Annotated in this window: 19 protein-coding genes and 1 pseudogene; 10 read left to right on the top strand and 10 right to left on the bottom strand. The window is 61.1% G+C overall.

What is annotated here, in order from left to right:
• The first annotated feature begins 1 nt into the window (after position 1).
• From IZV00_RS16020 to IZV00_RS16000, 5 genes are all read left to right on the top strand, one after another.
• Positions 2-1,843: an acetyl/propionyl/methylcrotonyl-CoA carboxylase subunit alpha gene (locus IZV00_RS16020; protein WP_196227409.1), complete on the top strand. Its 1,842-nt coding sequence runs from the start codon at positions 2-4 to the stop codon at positions 1,841-1,843.
• Positions 1,843-2,295, top strand: a complete 453-nt coding sequence (locus IZV00_RS16015; protein WP_196227408.1) for a MaoC family dehydratase — start codon at positions 1,843-1,845, stop codon at positions 2,293-2,295. The genes IZV00_RS16020 and IZV00_RS16015 overlap by 1 nt, the downstream gene beginning before the upstream one ends.
• 60 nt (positions 2,296-2,355) lie before the next feature.
• Positions 2,356-3,540 (top strand): acetyl-CoA C-acyltransferase, encoded by a 1,185-nt coding sequence (locus IZV00_RS16010; protein WP_196227407.1) that lies wholly within the window; start codon positions 2,356-2,358, stop codon positions 3,538-3,540.
• 79 nt (positions 3,541-3,619) lie between these two features.
• On the top strand, positions 3,620-4,624 hold the full coding sequence (locus IZV00_RS16005; protein WP_196227406.1) for a zinc-binding alcohol dehydrogenase family protein: 1,005 nt from the start codon (positions 3,620-3,622) through the stop codon (positions 4,622-4,624).
• 95 nt (positions 4,625-4,719) lie between these two features.
• Entirely contained in the window at positions 4,720-6,048 is a 1,329-nt protein-coding gene (locus IZV00_RS16000) for an MFS transporter (protein WP_196227405.1), read from the top strand.
• A gap of 627 nt (positions 6,049-6,675) precedes the next feature.
• On the opposite strand, the gene mmsB is transcribed toward IZV00_RS16000, so the two are convergent.
• The 3 genes from mmsB to IZV00_RS15985 all read right to left on the bottom strand — a co-directional run bounded on the left by mmsB (position 6,676) and on the right by IZV00_RS15985 (position 10,299).
• Entirely contained in the window at positions 6,676-7,554 is an 879-nt protein-coding gene (gene mmsB / locus IZV00_RS15995; protein ID WP_196227404.1) for a 3-hydroxyisobutyrate dehydrogenase, read from the bottom strand.
• Positions 7,555-7,587: 33 nt separating this feature from the next.
• The gene (locus IZV00_RS15990) at positions 7,588-8,733 is read right to left on the bottom strand and encodes an acyl-CoA dehydrogenase family protein (protein ID WP_230463472.1); all 1,146 of its coding nucleotides are present in this window, start codon (positions 8,731-8,733) and stop codon (positions 7,588-7,590) included.
• A 69-nt stretch (positions 8,734-8,802) separates the two neighbouring features.
• Complete coding sequence (locus IZV00_RS15985) at positions 8,803-10,299, bottom strand: CoA-acylating methylmalonate-semialdehyde dehydrogenase (RefSeq protein ID WP_196227403.1); 1,497 nt, start codon at positions 10,297-10,299, stop codon at positions 8,803-8,805.
• 104 nt (positions 10,300-10,403) lie between these two features.
• Here IZV00_RS15985 and IZV00_RS15980 point away from each other — a divergent pair, with 104 nt between their 5' ends.
• Positions 10,404-11,300, top strand: a complete 897-nt coding sequence (locus IZV00_RS15980; RefSeq protein WP_196227402.1) for a LysR family transcriptional regulator — start codon at positions 10,404-10,406, stop codon at positions 11,298-11,300.
• A 24-nt stretch (positions 11,301-11,324) separates the two neighbouring features.
• Here the strand turns inward: IZV00_RS15980 and IZV00_RS15975 are convergent, their stop codons facing one another.
• Both IZV00_RS15975 and IZV00_RS15970 read right to left on the bottom strand, forming a co-directional pair.
• Positions 11,325-12,386, bottom strand: coding sequence for a hypothetical protein (locus IZV00_RS15975; protein WP_196227401.1), 1,062 nt, complete (start codon positions 12,384-12,386; stop codon positions 11,325-11,327).
• Between the two features lie 103 nt (positions 12,387-12,489).
• Positions 12,490-13,185 carry a TetR/AcrR family transcriptional regulator C-terminal domain-containing protein gene (locus IZV00_RS15970; RefSeq protein ID WP_196227400.1) on the bottom strand — a complete coding sequence of 232 codons (696 nt, stop codon included), beginning with the start codon at positions 13,183-13,185 and terminating at the stop codon, positions 12,490-12,492.
• A gap of 299 nt (positions 13,186-13,484) precedes the next feature.
• On the opposite strand from IZV00_RS15970, the gene IZV00_RS15965 reads away from it, so the two are divergent.
• Complete coding sequence (locus IZV00_RS15965; protein ID WP_196227399.1) at positions 13,485-14,096, top strand: DUF4142 domain-containing protein; 612 nt, start codon at positions 13,485-13,487, stop codon at positions 14,094-14,096.
• Between the two features lie 84 nt (positions 14,097-14,180).
• Here the strand turns inward: IZV00_RS15965 and IZV00_RS15960 are convergent, their stop codons facing one another.
• Positions 14,181-15,062: an OmpA family protein gene (locus IZV00_RS15960; protein ID WP_196227398.1), complete on the bottom strand. Its 882-nt coding sequence runs from the start codon at positions 15,060-15,062 to the stop codon at positions 14,181-14,183.
• A 565-nt stretch (positions 15,063-15,627) separates the two neighbouring features.
• On the opposite strand from IZV00_RS15960, the gene IZV00_RS15955 reads away from it, so the two are divergent.
• From IZV00_RS15955 to IZV00_RS15945, 3 genes are all read left to right on the top strand, one after another.
• The gene (locus tag IZV00_RS15955; RefSeq protein ID WP_196227397.1) at positions 15,628-16,794 is read left to right on the top strand and encodes a DUF2157 domain-containing protein; all 1,167 of its coding nucleotides are present in this window, start codon (positions 15,628-15,630) and stop codon (positions 16,792-16,794) included.
• Between the two features lie 56 nt (positions 16,795-16,850).
• The gene (locus tag IZV00_RS15950; protein ID WP_230463471.1) at positions 16,851-17,342 is read left to right on the top strand and encodes a GDYXXLXY domain-containing protein; all 492 of its coding nucleotides are present in this window, start codon (positions 16,851-16,853) and stop codon (positions 17,340-17,342) included.
• 130 nt (positions 17,343-17,472) lie between these two features.
• A complete protein-coding gene (locus IZV00_RS15945) occupies positions 17,473-19,995 on the top strand; it encodes a TonB-dependent receptor (protein ID WP_230463470.1) in 2,523 nt (840 codons plus the stop codon).
• Positions 19,996-20,146: 151 nt separating this feature from the next.
• Here the strand turns inward: IZV00_RS15945 and IZV00_RS21555 are convergent, their stop codons facing one another.
• From IZV00_RS21555 to IZV00_RS15930, 4 genes and pseudogenes are all read right to left on the bottom strand, one after another.
• Complete coding sequence (locus IZV00_RS21555; protein WP_268934794.1) at positions 20,147-20,506, bottom strand: hypothetical protein; 360 nt, start codon at positions 20,504-20,506, stop codon at positions 20,147-20,149.
• A gap of 85 nt (positions 20,507-20,591) precedes the next feature.
• Positions 20,592-21,611: pseudogene (locus tag IZV00_RS21550) on the bottom strand (sodium:solute symporter family transporter); the annotation flags it as partial.
• Between the two features lie 239 nt (positions 21,612-21,850).
• Positions 21,851-22,183 carry a DUF485 domain-containing protein gene (locus tag IZV00_RS15935; protein ID WP_196227395.1) on the bottom strand — a complete coding sequence of 111 codons (333 nt, stop codon included), beginning with the start codon at positions 22,181-22,183 and terminating at the stop codon, positions 21,851-21,853.
• A gap of 123 nt (positions 22,184-22,306) precedes the next feature.
• On the bottom strand, positions 22,307-23,422 hold the full coding sequence (locus IZV00_RS15930) for a helix-turn-helix domain-containing protein (protein WP_196227394.1): 1,116 nt from the start codon (positions 23,420-23,422) through the stop codon (positions 22,307-22,309).
• Positions 23,423-23,618: the final 196 nt, after the last annotated feature.

Below are 23,618 nucleotides of genomic sequence, written 5' to 3'. Positions count from 1 at the left end.
GATGATCCAGTCTCTTCTCATCGCCAATCGTGGCGAGATCGCATGCCGGATCATCCGCACCGCGCGGCGGATGGGCATTCGTACGGTCGCCGTCTATTCGGACGCGGATGCCGATGCGCTGCACGTCCGTTCTGCTGACGAGGCGGTGCATATCGGCGCGTCGCCGGTGCGCGAAAGCTATCTGCTGGGGGGGCGCATCATCGATGCGGCTTTGCAGACCGGCGCGCAGGCTATTCATCCTGGCTATGGCTTCCTGTCGGAAAATGCGGAGTTCGCGCAGACGGTGATAGACGCCGGATTGATCTGGGTCGGACCCAATCCCGCCAGCATCACCGCCATGGGTCTCAAGGATGCGGCGAAGAAGCTGATGGGCGAGGCGGGCGTGCCGACGACGCCCGGCTATCTGGGGGAGGATCAGAGCCCCGACAGACTGAAAGCCGAGGCGGACGCTATCGGCTATCCGGTGCTGATCAAGGCAGTCGCTGGCGGTGGTGGCAAGGGAATGCGTAAGGTCGATAGCGCGGCGGACTTTGCCGATGCGCTACTGTCCTGCCAGCGTGAGGCGGCGTCTTCCTTTGGCAATGATCAGGTGCTGCTGGAAAAATGGGTGACGAACCCGCGCCATATCGAGGTGCAGATATTCGGCGACAGCCACGGCAATGTGGTCCACCTGTTCGAACGCGACTGCTCGCTTCAGCGGCGGCATCAAAAGGTGATCGAGGAAGCGCCCGCGCCGGGCATGGATGAACAGACGCGCGAGGCGATCTGCCAGGCGGCGGTTCGCGCGGCCAAGGCGGTCGACTATGTGGGCGCCGGGACGATCGAGTTCATTGCCGATGGGTCGGAGGGGCTTAGCGCCGACCGCATCTGGTTCATGGAAATGAACACCCGCCTTCAGGTCGAGCATCCGGTGACGGAGGAGATCACCGGGCAGGACCTGGTCGAGTGGCAGTTGCGGGTGGCGTCGGGCGAGCCTTTGCCCAAGGCGCAGGATGAACTGTCGATCAGCGGTTGGGCGATGGAAGCGCGCCTTTATGCCGAGGACCCGGCGAAGGGCTTTCTGCCTTCGATCGGCAGGCTGGACCGTTTCGATGTCGGGCCATGTTATCGTGTCGATACCGGGGTGGAGCAGGGGGCGGAGATATCGTCCTTCTATGATCCGATGATCGCGAAGCTGATCGCCTGGGGGCCTGATCGCGATGCTGCGCGGCTGAGTCTGGCCGCGACGCTGGAGGAGACGGTCATATGGCCGCTCAAGACCAATGCGGGCTTTTTGGCGAAGGCGCTCCAACATCCGGATTTCGCTGATGGTCGGGTAGATACCGGGCTTATCGGGCGTGAGGGGGAGGCGCTGTTGCCAGCGGCCTTGCCCTCAACGGCGGCTTTGGAGGATGCGGCCTCGAAGCTCGCGGCACCGGGGCCGATGGCGGGCTTTCGTCTGAATGCGGAGGCGCGGCGCGACGGCTGGTTCCTGTTGGATGGAGCGCCGGTGGAGGTTGCGCTGGCGGCTTCGAGCGGGGCCGGGACTGGACGCAGCGCGATCGTCGCGGAAGGTGGCCAGAGTTGGCAGCTGACGCCTTGGCGAGCTGCGGGACTGGGAGGCGGTGAGGCGTCCGATGGCGCGATCCTCTCGCCAATGCCGGGGCGGATCATTTCCGTGTCCGTCGCGGCGGGGGACAGGGTGACGAAGGGCCAGAAGCTGTTGACGTTGGAGGCCATGAAGATGGAACATGGCCTTGTCGCGCCGTTCGACGGGGAAGTCGTCGAACTGCATGGCGTCGAAGGCGGGCAGGTGAGTGAAGGCACGCTGCTCGTCAAAATAGCAAAAGCGGAGGCAGGTTGATGGCGGGGAAGTTTTTCGAACAATGGGAAGTGGGGCAGACCATTGTTCACGAAATCCGGCGGACGGTTACGGAAACCGACAACCTGCTTTTTTCGACAATGACGCATAATCCGCAGCCGCTGCATCTGGATGTCGAAGCGGCCAAGGCGAGCGAATTTGGCCAGATACTGGTCAACGGCACCTTCACCTTTGCATTGATGATCGGCCTGTCAGTGGGCGACACGACTTTGGGGACGCTGATCGCCAATCTGGGCTATGACAAGCTCGTCATGCCCAAGCCCGTATTCCTGGGCGACACGTTGCGCGCCGAGACCGAAGTCATGGAGCTGCGGCCGAGTAAGTCCCGGCCCGGTGCGGGTGTCGTCACTTTTTCGCATCGGATGCTGAACCAGCGGGACGAGCTTGTGTGCCAGTGCCTGCGCATGACGCTCATCAAGGGTGGCGATGCATGATCGTTGGTGAGCACCTATATTGGCAGTGGCACCGCTCGCTCGCGCTTGAAGGAAATTGTCATGCAGAATGATCCTGTTGTCATCGCTGGTTATGCCCGCACGCCGATGGGTGGGTTTCAGGGTATCTTCTCCCCTTTGAAGGCGACCGATCTGGGTGCGGCTGCGGTCAAGGCGGCAGTGGAGCGCGCGGGTGCGCCCGTGGACGCGATCGACCGCATCTATATGGGCTGCGTCCTGCCAGCGGGCTTGGGGCAGGCGCCCGCGCGGCAGGCGGCGCTGGGAGCGGGCCTTGGCCTTGATACAGAGGCGACCACCGTCAACAAGATGTGTGGTTCGGGCATGCAGGCTGCCATCATGGCGCAGGAAGCGTTGCAGGCAGGCGCTGCCGATCTGATCGTGGCGGGTGGCATGGAAAGCATGACGAACGCGCCCTATGCCCTGCCCAAGCACCGTTCCGGCGCACGCATTGGTCACGACCGGATCATTGACACGATGATGATGGACGGGCTGGAGGATGCCTATCAGCCCGGCAAGGCGATGGGCGTCTTTGCCGAGGAGGCGGTGCGGGATTATCAGTTCACGCGCGCGGAGCAGGATGGCTATGCGGTTCGATCGCTGGAGCGAGCGCAGGCAGCCATCGCGAGCGGCGCTTTCCGGCGCGAAATCGCGGGCGTGACGGTGCCCGGACGTGGCGGCGATACGTTGGTGGATACCGACGAGCAGCCGGGCAAGGCCCGTCCGGACAAGATCCCCTCGCTAAAGCCGGCATTCGTCCCCGATGGCACTATCACCGCGGCGAACAGTTCGTCCATCTCCGACGGGGCAGCGGCACTGGTGATGACGCGGCGCAGTGTGGCGGAGCGTATGGGTTTGCCGGTAATAGCCACGGTAGTGGCCAGCGCCGCACACGCCCATGAACCGGCGCGCTTTACGACCGCGCCCGTTCCGGCAATGCGTAAGCTGCTGGACAGGGCGGGCTGGTCCGTCGCCGACGTTGATCTGTTTGAGGTGAACGAAGCCTTCGCCGTTGTTGCGATGATCGCGGCCAAGGATCTTGGCATCCCCGCCGACAAGTTGAACGTCAATGGCGGTGCGACTGCGCTGGGGCATCCGATCGGGGCTTCGGGCGCGCGGATCATTGCTACTCTGCTGGGTGCGCTGGAGGAGCGCGGCCTCAAGCGCGGCGTGGCGAGCCTGTGCATCGGCGGTGGCGAAGCGACAGCGATGGCATTTGAGCTCGCCTGACGCATTGGCGCCTTCCCTTTTCAGCGCGGCAACAATAAGCCTCTCGCCCTGAGATCGGCTATAGAGAGACAGGCGCTGGATGAAGGCGGTGGGATTCAGGCAAGGCGGCCCGTTGGAGCGGGAAGACTCGCTGATCGACATTGAAGTCGCCGATCCGTCGCCCGGCCCTCGCGATCTGCTCGTTCGTGTGCATGCTGTGTCCGTCAATCCGGTCGACACGAAAGTGCGCGGCGGCGCCAAGCCCGGTGAGGAGCCGATGGTTCTGGGCTATGACGCGGCGGGCGTGGTGGAAGCCATCGGCTCTGACGTCACGCTTTTCGCGCCGGGTGACGAAGTCTTCTATGCTGGCACCATCAAGCGGCCGGGGACCAATTCGGAACTGCATGTCGTCGACGAGCGGATTGTCGGGCCAAAGCCGCGTTCCTTTGATTTCGCGCAGGCGGCGGCGCTGCCGCTGACCGGGCTTACGGCCTGGGAGCTGTTGTTCGACCGTCTGCGCGTGCCACGGGGCGGGGGTGAAGGGCAGACGATCCTGATCGTCAACGGCGCTGGCGGCGTTGGTTCGATGCTGGTGCAATTCGCGCGGCAGCTGACCAAGCTGCGCGTGATCGCTACCGCTTCGCGCCCGGAAACCATCGCCTGGGTGAAGCAGATGGGCGCGCATGATGTGATCGACCACCGCAAGCCGTTAAATGAAGGGCTAGCCGCGATCGGCGTCAAGGCGGTCAACTTCGTGGCAAGTCTGGCTGCGAGCGAGCAGCATCTGGCAGCATTTGCCCGCATCATCGCGCCTCAAGGAAGCCTGGCGGTTATCGATGATGTGAAGAGCTTCGACATTGTGGCCCTCCGGCAAAAGTCGATCACCGTCGCGTGGGAGGGTGTTTTTACGCGCTCCATCTACGAAACCCCGGACATGATCGAACAGCATCGCATCTTGTCCGAGATCGCGCGGCTGGCGGATGAAGGGGTTTTGCAGGGGACAATGACGCGCGATCTAGGACCGATGAGTGCCGCCACCCTTAAGGCCGCGCATGAACTGGTCGAAACGGGAGCGTCGATCGGGAAGATTGTTCTACGGGATTAGGTTTTCCCACTGGGCTTCTTCAGCCATGCTGCCGCAGCCTTGACCTTCCCCTCCCAAGATATGCAGAGACGCACGACGATCAGCAGAAGAACAGCATGGGACGAGGGGATGAGGTGTTGAGCCACGGCAGGGCCACTCTACGGCAAGGGCATGTCGCGCTCGGCATATTCCTTGTCGCCTACATCCTTTCCTTCGTCGACCGACAAATATTGAGTCTGATGGTCGAGCCGATCAAACAGGATCTGGCCCTTAGCGATTTGCAGGTCGGGTTGCTTCAGGGATTGGCCTTTGCCCTGCTCTATGCGGTGGTCGGCATTCCCATCGGCATGCTGGCCGACCGGATCAGCCGCCGCCGGATCATCGCCGTGGGAGTTTTGTTCTGGAGCGCCTGCACCGCGCTTTGTGGCTTTGCGGGTAGCTATGCACATCTGTTCGTCGCGCGCATGGGCGTCGGTTTGGGGGAGGCATCGCTATCCCCTTCGGCGCACAGTTGGCTGAGTGACGCCTATCCGCCAGCGCAGCTTTCGCGGGCGATGGCGATCTATAATCTGGGCATCACCATTGGCGGCGGGTTGGCGCTGCTTGTCGGGGGTGCCGTTGTCGATATGGTCGCTGCGCAGGGTGCCCTGGTGCTGCCCGGGATCGGGCCGATGCCTACCTGGCGGGCGGCATTCCTGCTGGTGGCCTTGCCCGGCCTGTTGGTGACGGCGCTGGTTTTCGTGGCCCGGGAACCGGCGCGCCGCGCAGGGTGGGTGAAAGCGGGCATGCCGTTTCGCGCGGCGCTGTCTCACCTGCGCGCGCATTGGCGGACATTCGCGGCGATCTATGCCAATTCCACCTTGCTGGGGACCATGGGTTATGGCCTTTCGGCATGGTATCCGACATTGCTCATCCGGACCTTTGACATGACGCCCGGGCAGGCTTCGCTTCGTCTGGGGCTGATCTACCTGCTGCTTGGGAGCCTGGGTTCCTTGGCGGGCGGTTTCGCGGCGGAGAGGCTTTCGCTGAAAGGCGTGCGCGATGCCAATTTGAGGATGGCGATGATCCTCGCCTTTCTGTGCGTTATTCCGGCGACGCTTGCGCCGGTCATGCCTTCCTCAACGCTGCTGCTGCTGCTCTTTTCAGTGCTGACCTTCTGCTTCAACGGCTATTTCGGCTGCTCGCTGGCTGCGATCCAACTCGCGACGCCGCCCAGCATGCGAGCAACCGGAGCCGCGCTGTTCCTTCTGGCGAACAGTCTCGTGGGCTTGTCGCTCGGAACAGCGATCGTGCCGTTGATCGACAATGCCTTGTTCGACGGCAACGGTCAGATCGGCCCCTCGCTGGCGACGGTGGGCCTGTGTGCATCGCTAATCGCCGCCCTCGCCGCATGGTCCGGATTGCGCAGCTATGCCGCGACCAATGAGGCGGTGGCACGCGGCTGAGCGCAGGAAAGTTCAGTGAACGACATTGATATTTCTGATTATAGCGTTGGTTATACCTTGCGTGAAATGCCCGGGCTTTCGGGACAATTCAAAGCTATGGAACCAATGCGCAAGTTTTGCGGACGGTTCGAAGCCGGAACCGTAGCCCTGCAAAGCTGGTTAGCGAGAAGCAGGTTATCCTGCAGTGCGACCCAAACTGCCCTGCCTTCTTTTCCGGAGGTAGGGCTTTTTGCATGTCAGGCCATATAGAGGCCGTCTGACACAGTTCAGGCGACTGGCCGCAGATATTCAGGAAGTTCTTCCGCCGAAGGACTGCGGCACTCGATCCGTGGTGACGCGCTATAGGTGCTGAAGTGTTCAAGAGGCATGGCCGATCCGCAGAAACTGCATTCGGCAGTCATTCGCCCTATGATCCAATGTTGCCTGTCACATCCGGGACAATGATTGGGCTCATCCTCCCGATATAGTGGAGAGTAGCTATAGGTTGCCGACCAGCCCGTCGCGCTTTCCATCCGCATTGATTTGCCTCATCTTTTTTACGACCTTCCTTGTTAACGGAAGGCGAGGCGTTCAGTTGCATTGGCGGGACCGCCACTGGGCTTGGCGGCTGCGCGGCTTCCTTGCTGATCAGGACAGGAATTTGATGATCGAGGAAAAATCCTGACCCGTTTCGCCCTTATTGGCCAGCAACTGATAAAGACTTTCCGCCTGCGCGCCCATGGGTACGCTGGCGTTGACGGAAGCCGCCGCTTCCAGCGCGAGCTTCAGGTCCTTCAGCATCAGGGCAACGGCAAAGCCGCCGCTATAACCGTTGTCTGCGGGCGATTGCGGACCAACGCCGGGCACCGGGCAGTAGCTTGTCATCGACCAGCTTTGCCCCGACGAAACGCTGGAAATGTCGTAGAAGGTCTGGGCGTCGAGCCCGATCTTCTCCGCCATGGCAAAGGCTTCGCACGTCGCGACCATGGTCGCGCCGAGCAGCATGTTGTTGCAGATCTTGGCCGCCTGGCCGTTGCCGTCACTACCGGCGTGGATCACCGCCTTGCCCATGGCGGACAGGATGGGCTTTGCCTTGGCAAAGGCTTCATCGTCGCCGCCCACCATGAAGGTTAGTGTTCCCCCATTTGCAGCGGCAATCCCTCCAGAGACCGGCGCGTCGGCCATCAGAAAACCCTTCGCCTTCGCTGCGGCGATGACCCGGCGAGCGGTCGCCACGTCGATGGTCGAACAATCGAGAAACAGTGCTCCTGCCTTTGCAGTGCCGAAAACCTCGTCATTATAGACCGCTTCGACATGCTTGCCGGCCGGTAGCATCGTGACCACTGCATCCGCCCCTGCGACGGCTTCGGCCGCGCTGCTGGCGCGGGTCGCGCCCGCCGCCTCGGCCTTGGCGAGGGCCGCGTCGGAAAGATCGAAGGCGCGCACGACAAAGCCGTTCTTGACGAGATTGGCGGCCATTCCGCCACCCATGTTACCCAGGCCGATGAAGGCGATAGTCTCAGTCATGCCGACTTCCTTCCGTTGATTGTCAGGCCGCGTTCATGGGCGCAGCAGATCGCGCGCGACGATCATGCGCATCACCTGGTTGGTGCCTTCCAGGATCGAGTGAACGCGCAGGTCGCGCCAGAAGCGTTCGACCGGATAGTCCATCAGATAACCATAGCCGCCATGCAGTTGCAGCGCGCGGTCGGCGATGGCGGACCCGGCGTCGGTGGCGAGCCGCTTTGCCATGGCGGCGAAGCGGGTCTTGTCGGGCGCGTTTTCCGTCACCTTGACTGCCGCCATGTAGAGCAGCGCGCGCGCCGCCTGAAGTTCGGTTTCCATGTCGGCAAGGGTGAATTGCGTGTTCTGGAAATCAGCGATGGCCTGCCCGAACTGTTTGCGGTCCTTGCTGTAGGCAATCGCCTCATCGAGGCAGCGCTGCGCGCCGCCCAGTGAGCAAGCGCCAATGTTGAGGCGTCCGCCGTCGAGGCCCATCATCGCGATGCGGAAGCCTTCGCCCTCCGCTCCCAATAGGTTTTCGGCGGGCACGCGGACATTGTCGAAATTGACCTGCGCGGTGGGTTGCGAATGCCAGCCGAGCTTGCGTTCCTGCGCGCCGAAGGTGACGCCGGGCATGTCCTTTTCAATGACGAGGCAGCTGATGCCCTTGGGACCTTCCTCGCCCGTGCGGACCATGGTGACATAGATGTCGTTTTCGCCGCCGCCGGAAATGAACTGTTTGGAGCCGGTGACGAGATAGTCGCTGCCGTCCTTTACGGCGCGGGTCTTGAGCGCGGCGGCGTCAGATCCCGATCCCGCCTCGGTCAGGCAATAGCTGCCCATCTGCTCCATCGGCACCATCGAGGGCAGGTATTTGTCCTTGACCGGCTGGCCGCCGAAACGGTCGATCATCCAGGCGGCCATGTTGTGGATCGATATGAACGCGCTGGTCGATGGGCAGCCATAGGCCATGGCTTCCATGATGAGCGCCGATTCCAGACGCCCGAGGCCGATCCCGCCCGACTCTTCCGACACATAGATGCCGCCAAAGCCCAGCTCCGCCGCCGCGCGGATCGTGTCGCGCGGGAAGATATGCTTTTCATCCCACTCGGCCGCATGGGGTGTGATTGCGTCTGCGGTGAAGCGCCGCGCCATGTCCTGAATCTGGCGTTGGTCGTCGGTAAGGTCGAACTGGGTCATCATGCATCCTGTTGCGGCGATGGCGTGCGCCAAGCGTCTTGAGGGAGAGCATGCGCTCTCCCCTGGCGGCTGTCACCCCATGGTGGGGATGACGAAGGCGCTGTCGCCGGACGCGCCGCCATCGGGCCAGCGCTGGGTGATGGTCTTCACCTTCGTCCAGAATTTGATGCCTTCCATGCCGTGCTGGTTGGTGTCGCCAAAGGCAGACCGCTTCCAGCCGCCGAACGTATGATAAGCGACCGGCACCGGGATCGGCACGTTGATGCCGACCATGCCGACATTCACCCGCGCGGCGAATTCGCGTGCGGCATGGCCGTTGCGGGTGAAGATGGCGACGCCATTGCCATATTGATGCTGGCTGGGGAGGGCGAGCGCCTCCTCGAAGCTCTGGGCGCGGACCATTTGCAAGACGGGACCGAAAATCTCTTCCTGATAGGTGCGCATGCTGGGTTTGACATGATCGAACAGCGTGGGGCCGACGAAGAAGCCCTGCTCATGCCCTTGCAAGGTGAAGCCGCGGCCATCGACGACCAGCTCGGCGCCTTCATCGATACCCATCTGGATATAGTTTTCGATCTTCGCCTTGTGCGCGGCGGTGACGACCGGGCCATAATGGGCTTCAGGATCGGTTGAGACACCGACGCGCAGCGCCTGAATGGCTGGGATCAGCTTTTCGCGCAGGGCGAGGGCGGTCTTCTCGCCCACCGGCACCACGACCGGCAGCGCCATGCAGCGTTCGCCAGCTGAGCCGAAAGCCGCGCCCGACAGGTCGTTGACGACCTGATCCAGATCGGCATCCGGCATGACGATGCCATGGTTTTTCGCGCCGCCCATCGCTTGGACGCGCTTGCCGTTATCGACACCGCGTTTGTAGACATAATGGGCGATGTCGGAGGAGCCGACGAAGCTGATAGCGCCAATGTCCGGATGATCGAGAATGGCGTCCACCATTTCCTTGTCGCCCTGCACGACCTGAAGAATGCCTTCGGGCAGACCAGCTTCAAGGAAGAGTTCGGCAAGACGCACAGGAACGGACGGATCGCGTTCGGAAGGCTTGAGGATGAAGGCATTGCCCGTCGCGATGGCGACCCCCGACATCCACAGCGGGATCATCGCCGGGAAGTTGAAGGGCGTGATGCCAGCGCCGATGCCGATCGGCTGGCGCATGGAATAAACGTCGATGCCCGGACCTGCTCCCTGCGTATATTCGCCTTTCAGCGCATGGGGGATGCCGCAGCAAAATTCGATGACTTCCAGCCCGCGCTGGATATCGCCGCGCGAATCCGCGATAACCTTGCCATGTTCGGACGAGAGCAGGTGTGCCAGCTCGTCCATATTCTGTTCGACCAGCGTCTTGAAGTTGAACATGACACGGGCGCGCCGCTGCGGATTGACTGCCGCCCAGGCGGGCTGCGCCGCCTTGGCCGCCTCTACCGCGCGATCAAGCAGGGCGCGATCGCCAAGGGCAACGCGAGCCTGAACTTGCCCGTCATTGGGATTGAACACATCACTGTAGCGCGCTGCCCCGCTATCATGGACAAAGGCGAGCTTGTGGGAAATTTCGCGCATGGCATCCTCTCGATGAGATTTGCCTAATCATGCCTAAAGGCGTTAATGCATTCAATTACCCTTTGTTGCAGAGTTGATCTGCATTTTTGCATGGATGGCGTGTGATGTTCGATTGGGATGATTTGCGCATATTCCTGACGGTCGCGCGGCTGAAGAAGGTGGCTCCGGCGGCGCGGGCGCTGGGCATTGATGCGACGACGATTTCCCGGCGCTTGGGGCGATTGTCGCAGGCGCTCGACGCACAGTTGTTCGAGCAGACGGGCGCGGAAAGGGCGCTAACGGAACATGGCGCCGCCCTGCTGCGCCACGCTGAAAGCATCGAAAGCGCGGCGATGTCCGCGATCGTCGATGTGAAGGGGGAGAGGCACAGTCTGAACGGCCAGGTGCGGCTGTCCGTTGCAGAGGGCTTTGGCCGATGGATTTTGGCCCCTGCCATCCCCGAATTTCACGCGCGCCATCCGGGCATCCGGCTGGACGTGATTACCGCGTCGGGATTCCTGAATCCGTCGAAACGGGAAGCGGACATGGCGGTCATGTTGGCGCGGCCGCAGCGGGGACATTTGGCGGTTCGAAAGCTGGCTGATTACAAGCTGCACCTTTATGCGTCGCCGGGCTATCTCGCGGCGCGGGGTGCTCCAGCGTCGCGCGAGCGGCTGCATGAGCATGTGCTGATCGGCTATGTGCCTGAGTTTCTCTACTCGCCGGAACTCGATTATCTGGACGAGGTCTATGCGGGACTGGAAGCGTCGCTCCGGTCGAGCAGCATCGGCATGCAGCGCCAGCTGATACTGGATGGCGCCGGGATCGGCGTGCTGCCGGACTTCATCGTCGCCGATGATGAGAAGCTGGTCCGCCTTTTTCCAGAAGAGGTGGAGATTGCGCGCTCTTTCTGGCTGGTGACGCATCCGGAAATGACGAAGCTCGCCCGTATTCTCGCCGTGTCCGACATGCTGCGGGAAAGATCGGAAGAGCTGCTAGGCGGGGGCGCTTCGATCAGTTGAAGCGCCCCGGCGAAGTTTGGCAAGTCAGGCGACCAGACGTGGCTCGACCGGGTCCTGCGGCACGCCCTTGGGCGTTCCCACATCATAGACTTGGGTCAGCAGGCGAATGAAATTGGTGTCGTGCAGTGGATCACTGGGCATCTCGAAGATTTCGCCGCGCGCGCGAAGGTCCTTCACGAATATGTCGAATGCCATGTCGGTCGTAATGTCGTCGCTATGGTCGCGCGAAATGCGGAGGTCGTTGAGATCGGTGTAAACCTGCGCGTTCCAGTGGAGAAGCAGGCGGAATTCCTGCTCCGGAATCCTGGCCACCACATCGTCGCCTGTCATGATGCGCCATCCGGCAGCGACATCGGGATCGGCCGATATGGTCGAGTTGATCGCAAGGCCCGCAGGTTTGCGCTGATCGACCGGGCCGCAGCCCTGCGCGGTGTGAAACATCATTTCATTTTCGACTACGACGCCGCGTCCCCACATCGGCGCTTCGAGGCAGACCGGATCATTTTGCGGCCCGTTCGGCCAATAGTGGAAGCCGCCGCCGATCGAGCCCTGATAATACCAGGCGATGACCTGTGCCTTTTTCGCCTGCCAGCGCCGGAACAGCCCGGACTTGGCCATGATGTTCAGCAGCCAGATCGGACAGTTGACTTCGTATAGTCCGCGAAAATGCGTGCCATCGACATGCGGCGATCCACCCGCCGAGCTTGGACCCTGAATGTTGAACATCAACTGGTCGCATTCGACATAGGGCGTGTTCCAGTAGGCGCGCGCCATGTCGAGGAACTTCTTGTTATAGAAGCAGTCGTCCAATTCCGGATAGCGATTGACGCCATTGTCGGCGAGGTAGCCCCGGAACACCGGGTTCATGAACATGTCCCAGGTGGGCGTGAAGCCTTCCGGAATGGAGCCGGTGGAGGTCGCGATCACTTCCTCGGGCGAGGCGAAATATTGCGCCAGGATCAGGGACCAGGGGCCTTCCCGGCGGATGACGTCCAGAACCCGCTGATGCTGATCCTCGGTATAGAGATTGTCGACGATTCTGGGCGGCGCGACGGGCAGGAAAGTGGAAGCGACATCGGCGGGCATAGGCTCTCTCCAGCAAGCAATTTCCCGGCGCGAACGGCAGGGTCTGAAGATGGGAATATCCCATCACCGCTTCGCTGGCAATAATTTCCGAAAATATGTTCGACTATTCGCCGCGCCGTGTGGCCACTCCGTCGAGCACCAGCGCCAGCGTGGTGCGCCAGCGGGGAAGGGCGGTATCGGCATAGCGGTCAGAATGCGCGGCGATGACCGGTACGTCTTCCGCCGAACGCTGCCTGATCGAGGAGCGCACGGCCTCGCGATATTCCGCTTCGCCGCCTGCAACCGCACGGGCGTAGGAAGAGAGGAATGCGCCGCCCAGCACGATGAGGTCGATAGAACGCAGCAGGTCCAGCGCGTCGGGCAGGTCGAACCCGCGTGCCAGCATGACTTGCAGCCATTGTTCCGAACTGTCGATCTCGACCGCTGGCCCCAGATTGCCGCTGACGAGGGTGGATACGAGCTGCCCTTCCTCCACCAGCTTGTGCAGCGCTTCGGCATATTGGGTGGCATATTCGCGCCAGGATTGGCCCTCATCCTCCGGGAAGGTGGCGGCCCCTGAAGCACGCTGCGCTGCAAGTCGCACCAATTCCTTGCGGCCGGTGACATAGGTGTACAGCACCGCCGGGCGGACCCCGAGCCGATCGGCGAGCGCCGCGATCCTGAGGCCATCGAGCCCCATTTCGATCGCAGCGTCGAGGATTTGAGCCAAGGTCAACCGGCGCGGCCGACCAACAGCGCGGGGAGTGGGTGGCGGCCCCTCCACCTTAACAGAGGAAGATTCAAGATTTTCGCTGCTCATGGCCCGACCCATAGCGTTGGAAGGATCAGCCGTCGATCCGGCTCTATGGAGCAACGCAGACGACGAGGATGATCCATCCGCATAATTATGCAGCGCCTTTTCAGCGGCATTCAAGCGTGAGGCGGGAAGCAGCCCGAACAGATATCGTCAGCAGATCGCGTCGTGACGTCGCGAGTTGTCGAACGGCCTGTCGGCGCCGTCAGCGCAACGGGTCAAGAAATGCTGTGCCGCATTGCGTGGTAACAAGGAACGCCTGGACCGAAGGCGCGTTTGCGTCCTGAATTTCAGGGAGAATGAACATGGCGCGTATCACGTCGATGATCCTGGCCGCAGGGTTGACGCTGGCGGCGTGTAATCAGGCGAGTGAGCAGCGCAACGCCGACGCACTGAATGCCGCGAAGAACGTTGCTGAAAATGCTGGCGACAGGATCGAGAATGCGGCGGAGAACGCGGTCGAGGCATTGAAACCAACCCCTGATGCGCAGGATTTCGTGAACCTTGCAGCCAGAAGCGATGCGTTCGAGATTGCTGCTGCGAAGCTGGCCTCGGCCAACGCCACGTCCGCGGAGGTAAAGGCCTTCGCCCTTCAGATGATCAAGGCTCATTCGGAGTCTACCGCGAAGATCAAGTTGGCAGCGGGCAAGGCACGGCCTGCCGTCATACCGAACCCTGACCTTACCGCTGGGCAGAAGAAGGATTTGGACGAACTGAGACAGAAGAAGGGCGCGGCGTTTGACGAGGAATATATCGATGGCCAGGTCGACGCACATGAAGACGCTCTTGCGCTGATGCGTTCCTATGCGTCGGGCGGGACGGACGCGGCGCTGAAGGCGGCAGCGGGCGAGATCGCTCCGGTAGTAGAGGGGCATTTGAAAATGGCGCGGGCGCTGGAGAGCAAGACTGATAATTGATCGCCGCTATCGGCTAAGGCGCAGTCTTGGTTCAAAGCACGGTCATCAGTAAACAGGGGCGGACTATTGCCCGCCCCTTGCACCTTAGAGCCCGTCGAGGCCTTTGCTGACGAGCACATTCACCGCGACGCGGCGGTTCTGCGCCTTGCCTTCGGCCGTGTCGTTGCTGCTGAGCGGGTCCGCTTCAGACATGCCGGTGGGGGTCAGCATGCGATAGGGCTTCCAACCGCAGGTCTGCTGAAGATAGTTGACAACCCGACTGGCCCGCTTTTCGCTAAGCGCCTGATTGAAGTTGTTGCTGCCGGTGGAATCGGTATAGCCTACAACGAGCAACAGGGCGTTGTTCATGCCTTCGGCCGCTGACGCAGTGGCGCACAGGTCGTTCTTTGCCTGATCGGACAATACCGCCTTGCCGACGTCGAAGTTCACGTTGGTCGTGCTTTTGACATTATATTTATCGATATCGCCCACGCGGCTGCGCAAGGCTTCCGTCGCGGCGGTCTGTTCGGCAAAGCCCTGGGCAGTGCCGCTGCGGATCATCGACGCGGTCTTCAGGTCCTTGCTCTTCAGATCGATCTGACTGGCGATCAGGTCGGCACCAGACTGAAGCGTTTTGATGGAAACCGGCAGGCCGTTCAGCAGCGATGCTGTGGCAAGCTTGCTGCGGCTAAGGCCAAGGAAACCGCCGCTGGACTTGACCCGGGTGGCATCATTGATGGTAACGACGGTGTTTGTGCCGTCGGCAGCGGTGACCTGCAATTTATCGCCGTTGCGCGCGGAAATGAGGCCTTCGACCTCCGGTCCTTCGGCCAGCTGCGCCGCTTCGGGCGCAGGGGCGCTGTAGGTTGCCGACAGATTGGCTTCCGGTGCCTCCTGCTGCGCCTCTTGCGCAAAGCCGACTGAAGCGGTCCCGGCCGCCACGGACAACAGTAAGAAAAGTTTTGGACTTTTTAGAATGTTACTCATTGCGCTACTCCTTCAAACTCGATCGGTCGGGCCTGCGTGATCGCAGCTTCTCGTCCGACCGCCGCATCCGTGATGTCGTAACGGCTGTCAGAACCCCCTCCATGTAGTCTCATTATGACGCGCGGTATTCGGCCGCACCTGAACAGCATGGGCGCCCTGCCTGTTCAGCCCAACCTTTCGCGGAGATGAACGCGTCCGTTCGCGCTCCGCTGCTGGGGCTGGTAGGACTGCTTCATGCGACGAACCGATGTCGGCGGAGTAAGTTTGTTAACTCGAAAGTTAAGATTAAGCAATTTCCCATCGATGCCGTGATAGCCGCGAGGATTAGCCGCGTGACTCGGACGGCTAGAATGCCACTGGAGCTACCAGGGATTTTCGGGCATGCTGGCGCATGCTGACGTAGGGGGCTTACGCGGTTGAAATATCTTGATTCCATCTGGTCTATGCCTTCGCCTTCATTGCCGATCGGTGTTCAGGGCTATCTTCTGATGGTTTCCGATTCCAGCGCGCCCAAGACCACAGGGTGGAATGCAACCGCCCGGACGCTGAACAGGGGGAATAAATCATGTCCGAACGGCAGCTGAAGGCGTGGCGGGACGCGGGGCTGATCGACGCCGATACGGCCGAACGCATTCGCGCGTGGGAACTGACGCATAGTCGGCCTGTCGGACTATGGGCTATCGTCGGCCTGGGTGCGTTGACGATCGGTCTGGGGATCATCTCCGTCGTCGCCGCGAATTGGGACGCGATACCCGGTGAGACGCGTCTGGCGATCCACTTCACCCTGATGACCGGCTTTGCGGGGCTGCTATGGTGGTATTTGCCGAGGGCAGCGGCGAAGAACAATTATTTCAGTGATGGATTGCTGTTCGTGGCCGCGGTTCTGGGCCTCGCCTTCTTTGGCCATGTCGGGCAGGTGTATCAGACCTCCTCGCCGCTCTGGCAGCCGCTGCTGGCATGGCTGGTCATCTTTTCGCCGCTGCTGCTCTTGTTTGGAAGAGGTTGGCCGATCGCGGGCCTCTGGCTGGCAGCGGTAGTCGGCACAGCATGGTCTCACGCCGACGAATATGGTCATGCGTGGGCATGGGGGCAGCATGTGCCCCAACCTGCTTTTCCAACGCTCTATTGGGGCCTGATCGCTTGTCCGCCGATGGTGGTGGCTGCCTTCGCCGCGTTCATGCGGGCCCGGAGCGACCGGCCCGCCTTCTGGCGCCTGCTGGAACAACTGGCGATCAGCGTGATCCTTGCGGGCATCAGCATCGCTATCATAGCGGGCGGCTGGGGCAGCCCGACCCACGCTGCCCTCGGCAGCATTGCCATACAGAGTCTGGCGCTGATCGGTGCCGCCGCGATCATATTCCGCGTCACGTCCACACGATCCGGAACAGCAACGGCGGGGATATTGGCCGCTGGGGCGCTGCTGCATTTCGCGCAGGCCTTGCTGGTCGATCTGCACGGTCCGATCCGCAGCCCATGGATCGGAGCTTCATTCTTCGTCATGCTGTGGGGCGCCGTCGCCGCAGCGGCCATCTTCGCCCGGTGGCGGCGGCTGTTCCAGGGGGCGATCGCACTGGTGGCGCTGCGCATCGTCATTTTGAGCTTCGAGCTTAATGACAGCCTGCTTGAAAGCGGGGCGGGCCTTATATTTTCCGGGGCTTTCGCCATTGTGGTGGCATGGGCGACCGTCCGTATCTCGAAACGCTATGCACCGGCGGGAGGGATGGTGGCATGAAGAGGTTTGCGTCATCGCCACGGCTTCTGCTCGCCGCCGCCCTGCTGCTGCCGATCATGGCCTTGGCTTACAGCTGGATCACGACCTATCGTCTCGCGCAGCAAGGGCAAGAATGGCTCATTCCCATTCGGGGTTATGATCCAAGGGATTTGCTTCGCGGGCACTATATTCAATATCAATATGACTGGCCCGTGGATGCTTCGCAGGACGATCGCAATCTCGGCAAAACTTCCTTTGATGCATCGCTTGCCAGTCAATTATGCATTGAGGGCACCGCTCCGAATATTGTCAGGGTTCGCGAATTGGCTCGTCCCGATGCGGAGCAAGCAAGGGGATGCGCGATCATTGTTCGCGCCTCGCTCGGCACACGGCGAGAGGTGCGTGGACTGGATTCCGGCATATTATTCACATCGCAGGCCAATGCCGTGTCATTGTCGCGTCGATTGGCGAATGCACAGGATCAGGGCTTGGTGCGCGTCAGGATCAGGCCCGATGGGGTCATGCGGCCGGTAAACCTAGAATTCGGAAAGCGTCAGCACCCAGATTGATCATTCTTTCCGCAACAGTGACATAAGTGCATCACAATATTGCATTGCTCAATTGCGTAGTTTGTTTCCATATTCTACTCTGAAAATCGACCGCCTGAACAAAGGCGGCGAACTAAAATAGGAGGGGATCTTGAAGAAGCATTCCGCACTGCTTTTCAACAGCGTAGCCTCATGCGCTGTTCTGATAGCCACACCTGCCTTGGCGCAGGACCCGTCAGACACCCAGCTTGGTGCGACGGCCGACATCATCGTTACTGCACAACGCCGCGCCGAACGCGCGCAGGACGTGCCTATCGCGATTACGGCTTTTTCGCCCGAACGACTTCAGCAACAAAACATCACCCAGTCGCAGGATCTGAACGCCAGCGTCCCGTCGCTGGTCGTCGGGTCCGCAGGGCAGGGTTCACGCGACTCCCAAACCTTTACGCTGCGCGGTCAGGGGGCCACGTTCCAGGCGTCGCCGGGCGTTGTTCTCTATCTGAACGAAGTCCCGCTACCGGCGCCGATCACGCTCAGCCAGCAGGGCGGACCCGGCAACTTTGTCGATCTTGAAAATCTTCAGGTGCTCGCCGGCCCGCAGGGCACGTTGTTCGGCCGTAACACGACTGGCGGCGCGATCCTTCTGGTGCCGCATAAGCCGACGAACGACTTTTCCGGCTCGCTGCTTGCGAAATATGGCAATTACGACGCCAAGGAGATTGAGGGCGTCATCAACGTGCCGGTGGTCGAGGACAAGCTGCTCGTCCGCGTCGTCGGCGCCTATCATGATCGCGACGGCTATACCCATGATGTGATCTGGAACAAGGATCGCGACGATACGCATTGGTATTCGGGACGCATCGGCATCACCTTCCGCCCGACCGAGCGCATCGAAAATTACCTGATGGCCTATGGCTCCTACTCGCGCTTCAACGGCACGGGGCTTATCCATAAGGGCTTCAATATCGACGGCACCGCCGGCCTCGCTCAGTTGGGGCTTTGCTCCAACACGCCGATCGCGACAAGCGGGCCATTTTCGTGCGACGTTTATCGCGCAGCAACGGCTCAGGCCGACGCGCTCGGCCCTCGCCAGACCGCGCACGGCATTGATGATTATCAAAAGACCAAGACCTGGGGCATCACCGATACCCTGTCCTTTGATCTCAACGATGAACTCGTGCTGCGTAACATAGTCAGCTATCAGAAGTTCAAGAGCTTCTACCGCTACGACGGCGACGGCACCGTCTTGCAGCAATATGATGTCGATCCCTACAAGCTGCCCGCATCGGGGCAGGTCACGCTTCCTGGTGTCGGCACGCCGGTCGTGTATAATAATACGTCGCCGGTCACGCTGCCCCGCGACAGCTACAAGCAGTTCACGGAAGAATTCCAGGTTCAGGGCACCTATCTGGACAACAAGCTGACCTTCACGGCGGGCGGCTTCTACTACAGTCAGAAGCCTGACGGCGATCAGGCGGGCAGCGCGATCAATTATTGCCCAGCGGGCCTGACTGGAACGCCCCTTCCGGGCATCCCGCCCGTCTGCGTAGCCAACGCGACGCCGGGCTATGTGGCGACGACGTCAAAGGCGCTCTATGCGCAGGGCACATTTGATTTCGGAGCGATGACGCCGTCTCTCGACAGTCTGCGGCTTACCGGCGGTTTCCGCTACACCTGGGACAAGATCAAAGGCTTCTCGCAAAGCTATACGCCGACCCTCACCGGACAGTTTATCTGCTCGGCGGACTCGTCGTTGGTGGATGCGATTTCGGATTGCAACTTCACCGCTTCGCTGAAAAGCAAGGCGGCCACCTGGCTCGTCGGGCTGGACTACAAGCCGGTTCGTGACCTGATGGTGTTTGCCAAGGTCAGTCGTGGCTACAAGGCAGGCGGGTTCAATCCTTACGCGGTTCGCGAAACCACTCGCACGTTCGAACCGGAAAAGGTCACCTCTTATGAGGCGGGGTTCAAGTCGGACTTCCGGATTGCCAGCGTGCCTGCCCGGTTGAATGCTTCCTATTATTATTTGAATTACCAGAATATTCAGAAGGCAACCGGCGATTTCAACACCGTAACCTTGGCCAGCGGCGCGCGGATCAACGCGGCGAAGGCGCATGTTTCAGGTGTCGAGGTCGACGCGTCCATCCGGCCGTGGAAGCCGATCGAGATCGGCGGCAATTTCAGCTATACGCGCTTTAAATATACCGAATATACTTTGCCATCGAACGGTTTCCTGGCGGATTGTTCCGGCACGGCGCTGCCGCCCGGGACGCCCACGGACCTGACCTGCCTGCCCGGCCAATATGTCGTGCCGTACATCTACAGCTTCCACGTGGCGGTGAACCTGCCCATCGCGGAAAGGCTGGGAGACCTTTCGTTCTTCGTGAACTATGCGCACAATTCGTCGCAACATACCGAAGCAACGGTCGTTGCGCCGCAGCAGCCGGGGGAGAAGCTGGAAGCCTTCGGCTTGCTGAACATGTCGCTGGATTGGAACAACATCGCAGGTTCCGGCCTGGATGCAGGCTTGTACGTCACCAATGCCACGAACAAGCTTTACCGGATCAGCAACACGGACGTGTACCAGGGCGGCTCGTTGCTGTCCTGGGCGACGATCTACGGTGAGCCGCGCATGTATGGCCTAAAGCTTCGCTATCGTTTCGGCGGAGAATAAGGCTTTAAGAACGGGGGCGGCGGTCATGACGGCCGTCCCCATTCAGTATCCCGGCCGGTTCAACAGCGTTTGCGTTGGACCGGCCGATCTGTTCTGGCAGCCGTTTCATTAGAGGATGCTGGCAATGGCCAGATGCCCGAAGCCCCCCCGATCAGTGTTCGTTAGCAGCGAAGGCGCCGATGCCGGTCTCGGCCCGTACGCGCTGCGCCGCATAGCCAGCCCTGTCGATCGCCCCACGTGATGAACGATCGAAGTGCGAGATCAGCCAGATAGCAAGGAAGCCAGCCGGCACTGAAAATATCGCGGCAGAGCTGTACGGGAAAGGAGCCGGACCAAGGTTAAAGGTGCTTGTCCAGACCGTCGGCGACAGCAGCGTGAGGATGAAAGCCGTAAGCAGGCCGATCGTGCCGCCCACTGCCGCGCCACGCGTGGTGCAGCCATTCCAGAGAAGGGAAAGGATCAGCACGGGGAAATTGCCCGACGCGGCCAATGCGAAGGCCAGGCTGACCATGAAGGCCACATTTCTGCTTTTCGAACAGAAGACCGAGCAACACCGCCAACGCGCCCAGCGCCAGCGTGGTCAAACGCGACACGCGCAGTTCGTCAGCCGGTTCCGCCTCGCCATGTTTCATCACGGTTGCATATAGGTCATGGCTGATCGCGGAGGCTGCCGACAGGGTCAGCCCCGCAACCACCGCAAGAATAGTCGCAAAGGCGACCGCGGAGATGAAGCCGAGGAAGAGATTCCCGCCGATCGCATGACCAAGATGGATCGCCGCCATATTGCCTCCACCCCGCAGCGCGCCTCCGGCATCCAGATAGGCAGGCTGCGTCCCGACCAGCACGATCGCACCAAAGCCGATGATGAAGGTGAGGATATAGAAATATCCGATCCAGCCGGTCGCCCACAGCACGGATTTGCGCGCTTCCTTTGCATCAGGAACGGTGAAGAAGCGCATCAATATGTGGGGCAAGCCCGCCGTCCCCAGCATCAGCGCGAGGCCGAAGGAAATCGCGGACACCGGGTCCTTGATGAAATTGCCCGGCGCCATGATCGAACGCCCTTTGTCGGCAGCATCGGCAGCGCTGGCGCCCGCATCGAACGCCGCCACCGTCTTGACTTCAACGGCGCGGGCGAAGAGCGCCTCCAAAGAGAAACCGAACCGCGCCAGCACCATCACGGCCATGAAGGTGGCGCCGCCAAGCAGTAACACGGCCTTGATGATCTGGACCCAGGTGGTCGCGCGCATGCCACCGAACAGGACGTAGAGCATCATCAGCGTGCCAACGATCACCACCGCTACGGCATAAGGCAGGCCGAATAGCAATTTGATGAGCTGTCCTGCCCCCACCATCTGAGCGATCAGGTAGAAGCTGACGACCAGAAGCGTGCTGACCGCTGCAAAGCTGCGCACCGGCGGCTGGGCAAAGCGGTAGGAGGCTACATCGGCGAAGGTAAAGCGTCCAAGGTTGCGCAGCCGCTCCGCCATCAGGAACAGCAGGATCGGCCAGCCCACCAGAAAGCCGGTGGAATAGATGAGCCCGTCATATCCGTCCAAGTAGATTTGCGCGGAAATGCCGAGGAAAGACGCGGCCGACATATAGTCGCCCGCCATTGCGAGGCCATTCTGAAAGCCGCTAATGCCTCCGCCCGCCGTGTAGAAGTCCGAAGCTGTGCGCGTGCGCGCAGCCGCCACCTTCGTGATCCACAGCGTCAGCCCGACGAAAGCGACGAACATGCAAATCGCGATCCAGTTGACTGGTTGGCGTTGAGCCTGTCCTTCCAGCGCGGCCGCAACAGCGGGGAGCGGGGCCAGCGTTATCGAAGCCAGGGCGATCGCTAACAAACGCCCCATCACGCGCTATGGTCCTTTCGGCGGTGTTCCTGAAGAATTGCGGCCATTTGTTCGTCATGATGACGATTGGCATAGGCGACATAGATTCCTGTGAGCGCAATCGCCAGAAGGATGAGACCAAGGCCGACGGGTATCCCGACCGACGTCATGCCACCAGCAATAGGTGCGCCAAGCGCTGCCTTGTCGAAGGCGATCAGCAGCAGATAGCCGACAAACGCAAGGAAGATGATGGCGGACAGCCACCAGCCAAGACGTGAACGCCTTGCCACCAGGTCAACATAACGCTGATCGGCCGCCACACTGGCGACCAAGGCATCTTCCCGGGCATTCATCACACTGCTCCCCCTGCAATATCATCATGCTAGGCGCGGCGCCCATGATTGCAATAGCGTCTGCCCCATTTGGAAGATCTTCATGAAGCGTGGGAGTCCGCCGCTTGGAGCGTGAAAGCAGCCTCACCCGCTATCCGATGGCTGAAGCAATTTGCGGCGGAATTCGGTTGGGGCCATGCCGGTCCATCCGCGACAGGCACGACGCAGCGCGTTGGAATCGCACAGGTCGAGCCGTTCGGCGATGTCCTCTATCGACAAGCGGCTGTTGGTCAGCATGTCGACGGCCATTTCATGGCGCAGTTCGTCCCGGATCGTCCGGAAGGAGGTGCCAGCGCTATGCAGCCTGCGTCGCAGCGTCATCGCCCCCACGGACAGGTGCCGTGCCAGTTCTTCGAGTGAGGGGAGCTTGCGCCTTTCCCGCAATGCCATCGCCATGAAGTGGCGCGAACGGCGGACGATTTCCAGCGGATCCTCACCCGTTCGCAACCCGAACAGGAAATTGAGCGTCGGCAACGCTTCGCAATCGGCTATGGTTCGGATGACCGGCTGGTCGAGAAGGGGTGCCGCAAAGCGCATTTCCAGCTGGTCTGCGTCCAGCAGCAGATCGAACGGCAGCAGTTGGCCGTCCAGATGCCGTCGGGCGAATTCGGGGAAATCGAGTGCCAGTGTGCCTTCCAACGGCTTGCCGATGAGCCAGCTGAAAATGGAGTGGAACATCAGTTGACCGTGCAGAATGACGATGAAGTCCATTTCTTCATCATCGCTGCGCGCACCCGTATATGACAGGCACGCCTGTCCGCCTGTCCCCCTCAACGTCATGTTGCCCATGCGTCCGTCGATTGCCAGCAGCAGTTCCTCCGTCCGCATGATGGCTTCGCGCAGGGTGCGGCTACCGACCAGGCAGTAGAAAAGCAGGCGCCAGTCGCCGCCACGAAAAGGGAGCCGTCCGGTGGCGTAGGCCTGCATATCGGACAGTTCCACGCTGGCACGGGACGAAAGCTTTTGCAGGCTGGCGATGTCCAGAGACGGGAGGGTGGCGGTCAGAAACCGGTCGAGCGGCTCGTCAAACCCGTTGACCCTCAAGACGCCGACAGCATTTCCCCCGCGTCGTGCGATCAGGCGAAGAAGGCGCGCAACGATGTGATGGCCTGGCTGCCCGATCTCGCCGGAAGGCGGGCCATGGTCTTGATCGCATCCTCCTCGGGGCGCGGCTTCGTGCACGACGATCTTGTCCATCATCCTCTCTTCTCGCCGCCAAGAAAATCCAACGACGGCGGCGAGTCAATGACGGGCATGATCGTGCCTGTTCCACATCATGGAATTAAACCGCGATCTATTTGATCCCCGATGCATGAAACTTCAAAGTTCCGTTCGATCGGAATCCGAGCATTGCACGATTTAAGCATAGCGATGCGGGATTCTGGTCGAAGCGATA

It is taken from the genome of Sphingobium sp. Cam5-1 (assembly GCF_015693305.1).
Taxonomy (GTDB): domain Bacteria; phylum Pseudomonadota; class Alphaproteobacteria; order Sphingomonadales; family Sphingomonadaceae; genus Sphingobium.
Note: the sequence above shows the minus strand (reverse complement) of the source record. Positions and strands in the feature narration are given on the sequence as shown.

Bases quoted from the DNA above. Each gene is read 5' to 3' on its own strand.
- IZV00_RS15975 (WP_196227401.1), bottom strand. From the start codon at position 12,386: ATGCCCGCCGATGTCGCTTCCACTTTCCTGCCCGTCGCGCCGCCCAGA.
- IZV00_RS21555 (WP_268934794.1), bottom strand. From the start codon at position 20,506: ATGGTCAGCCTGGCCTTCGCATTGGCCGCGTCGGGCAATTTCCCCGTG.
- IZV00_RS15990 (WP_230463472.1), bottom strand. From the start codon at position 8,733: ATGATGACCCAGTTCGACCTTACCGACGACCAACGCCAGATTCAGGAC.
- IZV00_RS16000 (WP_196227405.1), top strand. From the start codon at position 4,720: ATGGGACGAGGGGATGAGGTGTTGAGCCACGGCAGGGCCACTCTACGG.
- IZV00_RS16005 (WP_196227406.1), top strand. From the start codon at position 3,620: ATGAAGGCGGTGGGATTCAGGCAAGGCGGCCCGTTGGAGCGGGAAGAC.
- IZV00_RS16010 (WP_196227407.1), top strand. From the start codon at position 2,356: ATGCAGAATGATCCTGTTGTCATCGCTGGTTATGCCCGCACGCCGATG.
- IZV00_RS15980 (WP_196227402.1), top strand. From the start codon at position 10,404: ATGTTCGATTGGGATGATTTGCGCATATTCCTGACGGTCGCGCGGCTG.
- IZV00_RS16015 (WP_196227408.1), top strand. From the start codon at position 1,843: ATGGCGGGGAAGTTTTTCGAACAATGGGAAGTGGGGCAGACCATTGTT.
- IZV00_RS15985 (WP_196227403.1), bottom strand. From the start codon at position 10,299: ATGCGCGAAATTTCCCACAAGCTCGCCTTTGTCCATGATAGCGGGGCA.
- IZV00_RS15970 (WP_196227400.1), bottom strand. From the start codon at position 13,185: ATGAGCAGCGAAAATCTTGAATCTTCCTCTGTTAAGGTGGAGGGGCCG.
- IZV00_RS15950 (WP_230463471.1), top strand. From the start codon at position 16,851: ATGGCCTTGGCTTACAGCTGGATCACGACCTATCGTCTCGCGCAGCAA.
- IZV00_RS16020 (WP_196227409.1), top strand. From the start codon at position 2: ATGATCCAGTCTCTTCTCATCGCCAATCGTGGCGAGATCGCATGCCGG.
- IZV00_RS15935 (WP_196227395.1), bottom strand. From the start codon at position 22,183: ATGAATGCCCGGGAAGATGCCTTGGTCGCCAGTGTGGCGGCCGATCAG.
- IZV00_RS15955 (WP_196227397.1), top strand. From the start codon at position 15,628: ATGTCCGAACGGCAGCTGAAGGCGTGGCGGGACGCGGGGCTGATCGAC.
- IZV00_RS15965 (WP_196227399.1), top strand. From the start codon at position 13,485: ATGGCGCGTATCACGTCGATGATCCTGGCCGCAGGGTTGACGCTGGCG.
- IZV00_RS15960 (WP_196227398.1), bottom strand. From the start codon at position 15,062: ATGAGTAACATTCTAAAAAGTCCAAAACTTTTCTTACTGTTGTCCGTG.
- mmsB (WP_196227404.1), bottom strand. From the start codon at position 7,554: ATGACTGAGACTATCGCCTTCATCGGCCTGGGTAACATGGGTGGCGGA.
- IZV00_RS15930 (WP_196227394.1), bottom strand. From the start codon at position 23,422: ATGATGGACAAGATCGTCGTGCACGAAGCCGCGCCCCGAGGAGGATGC.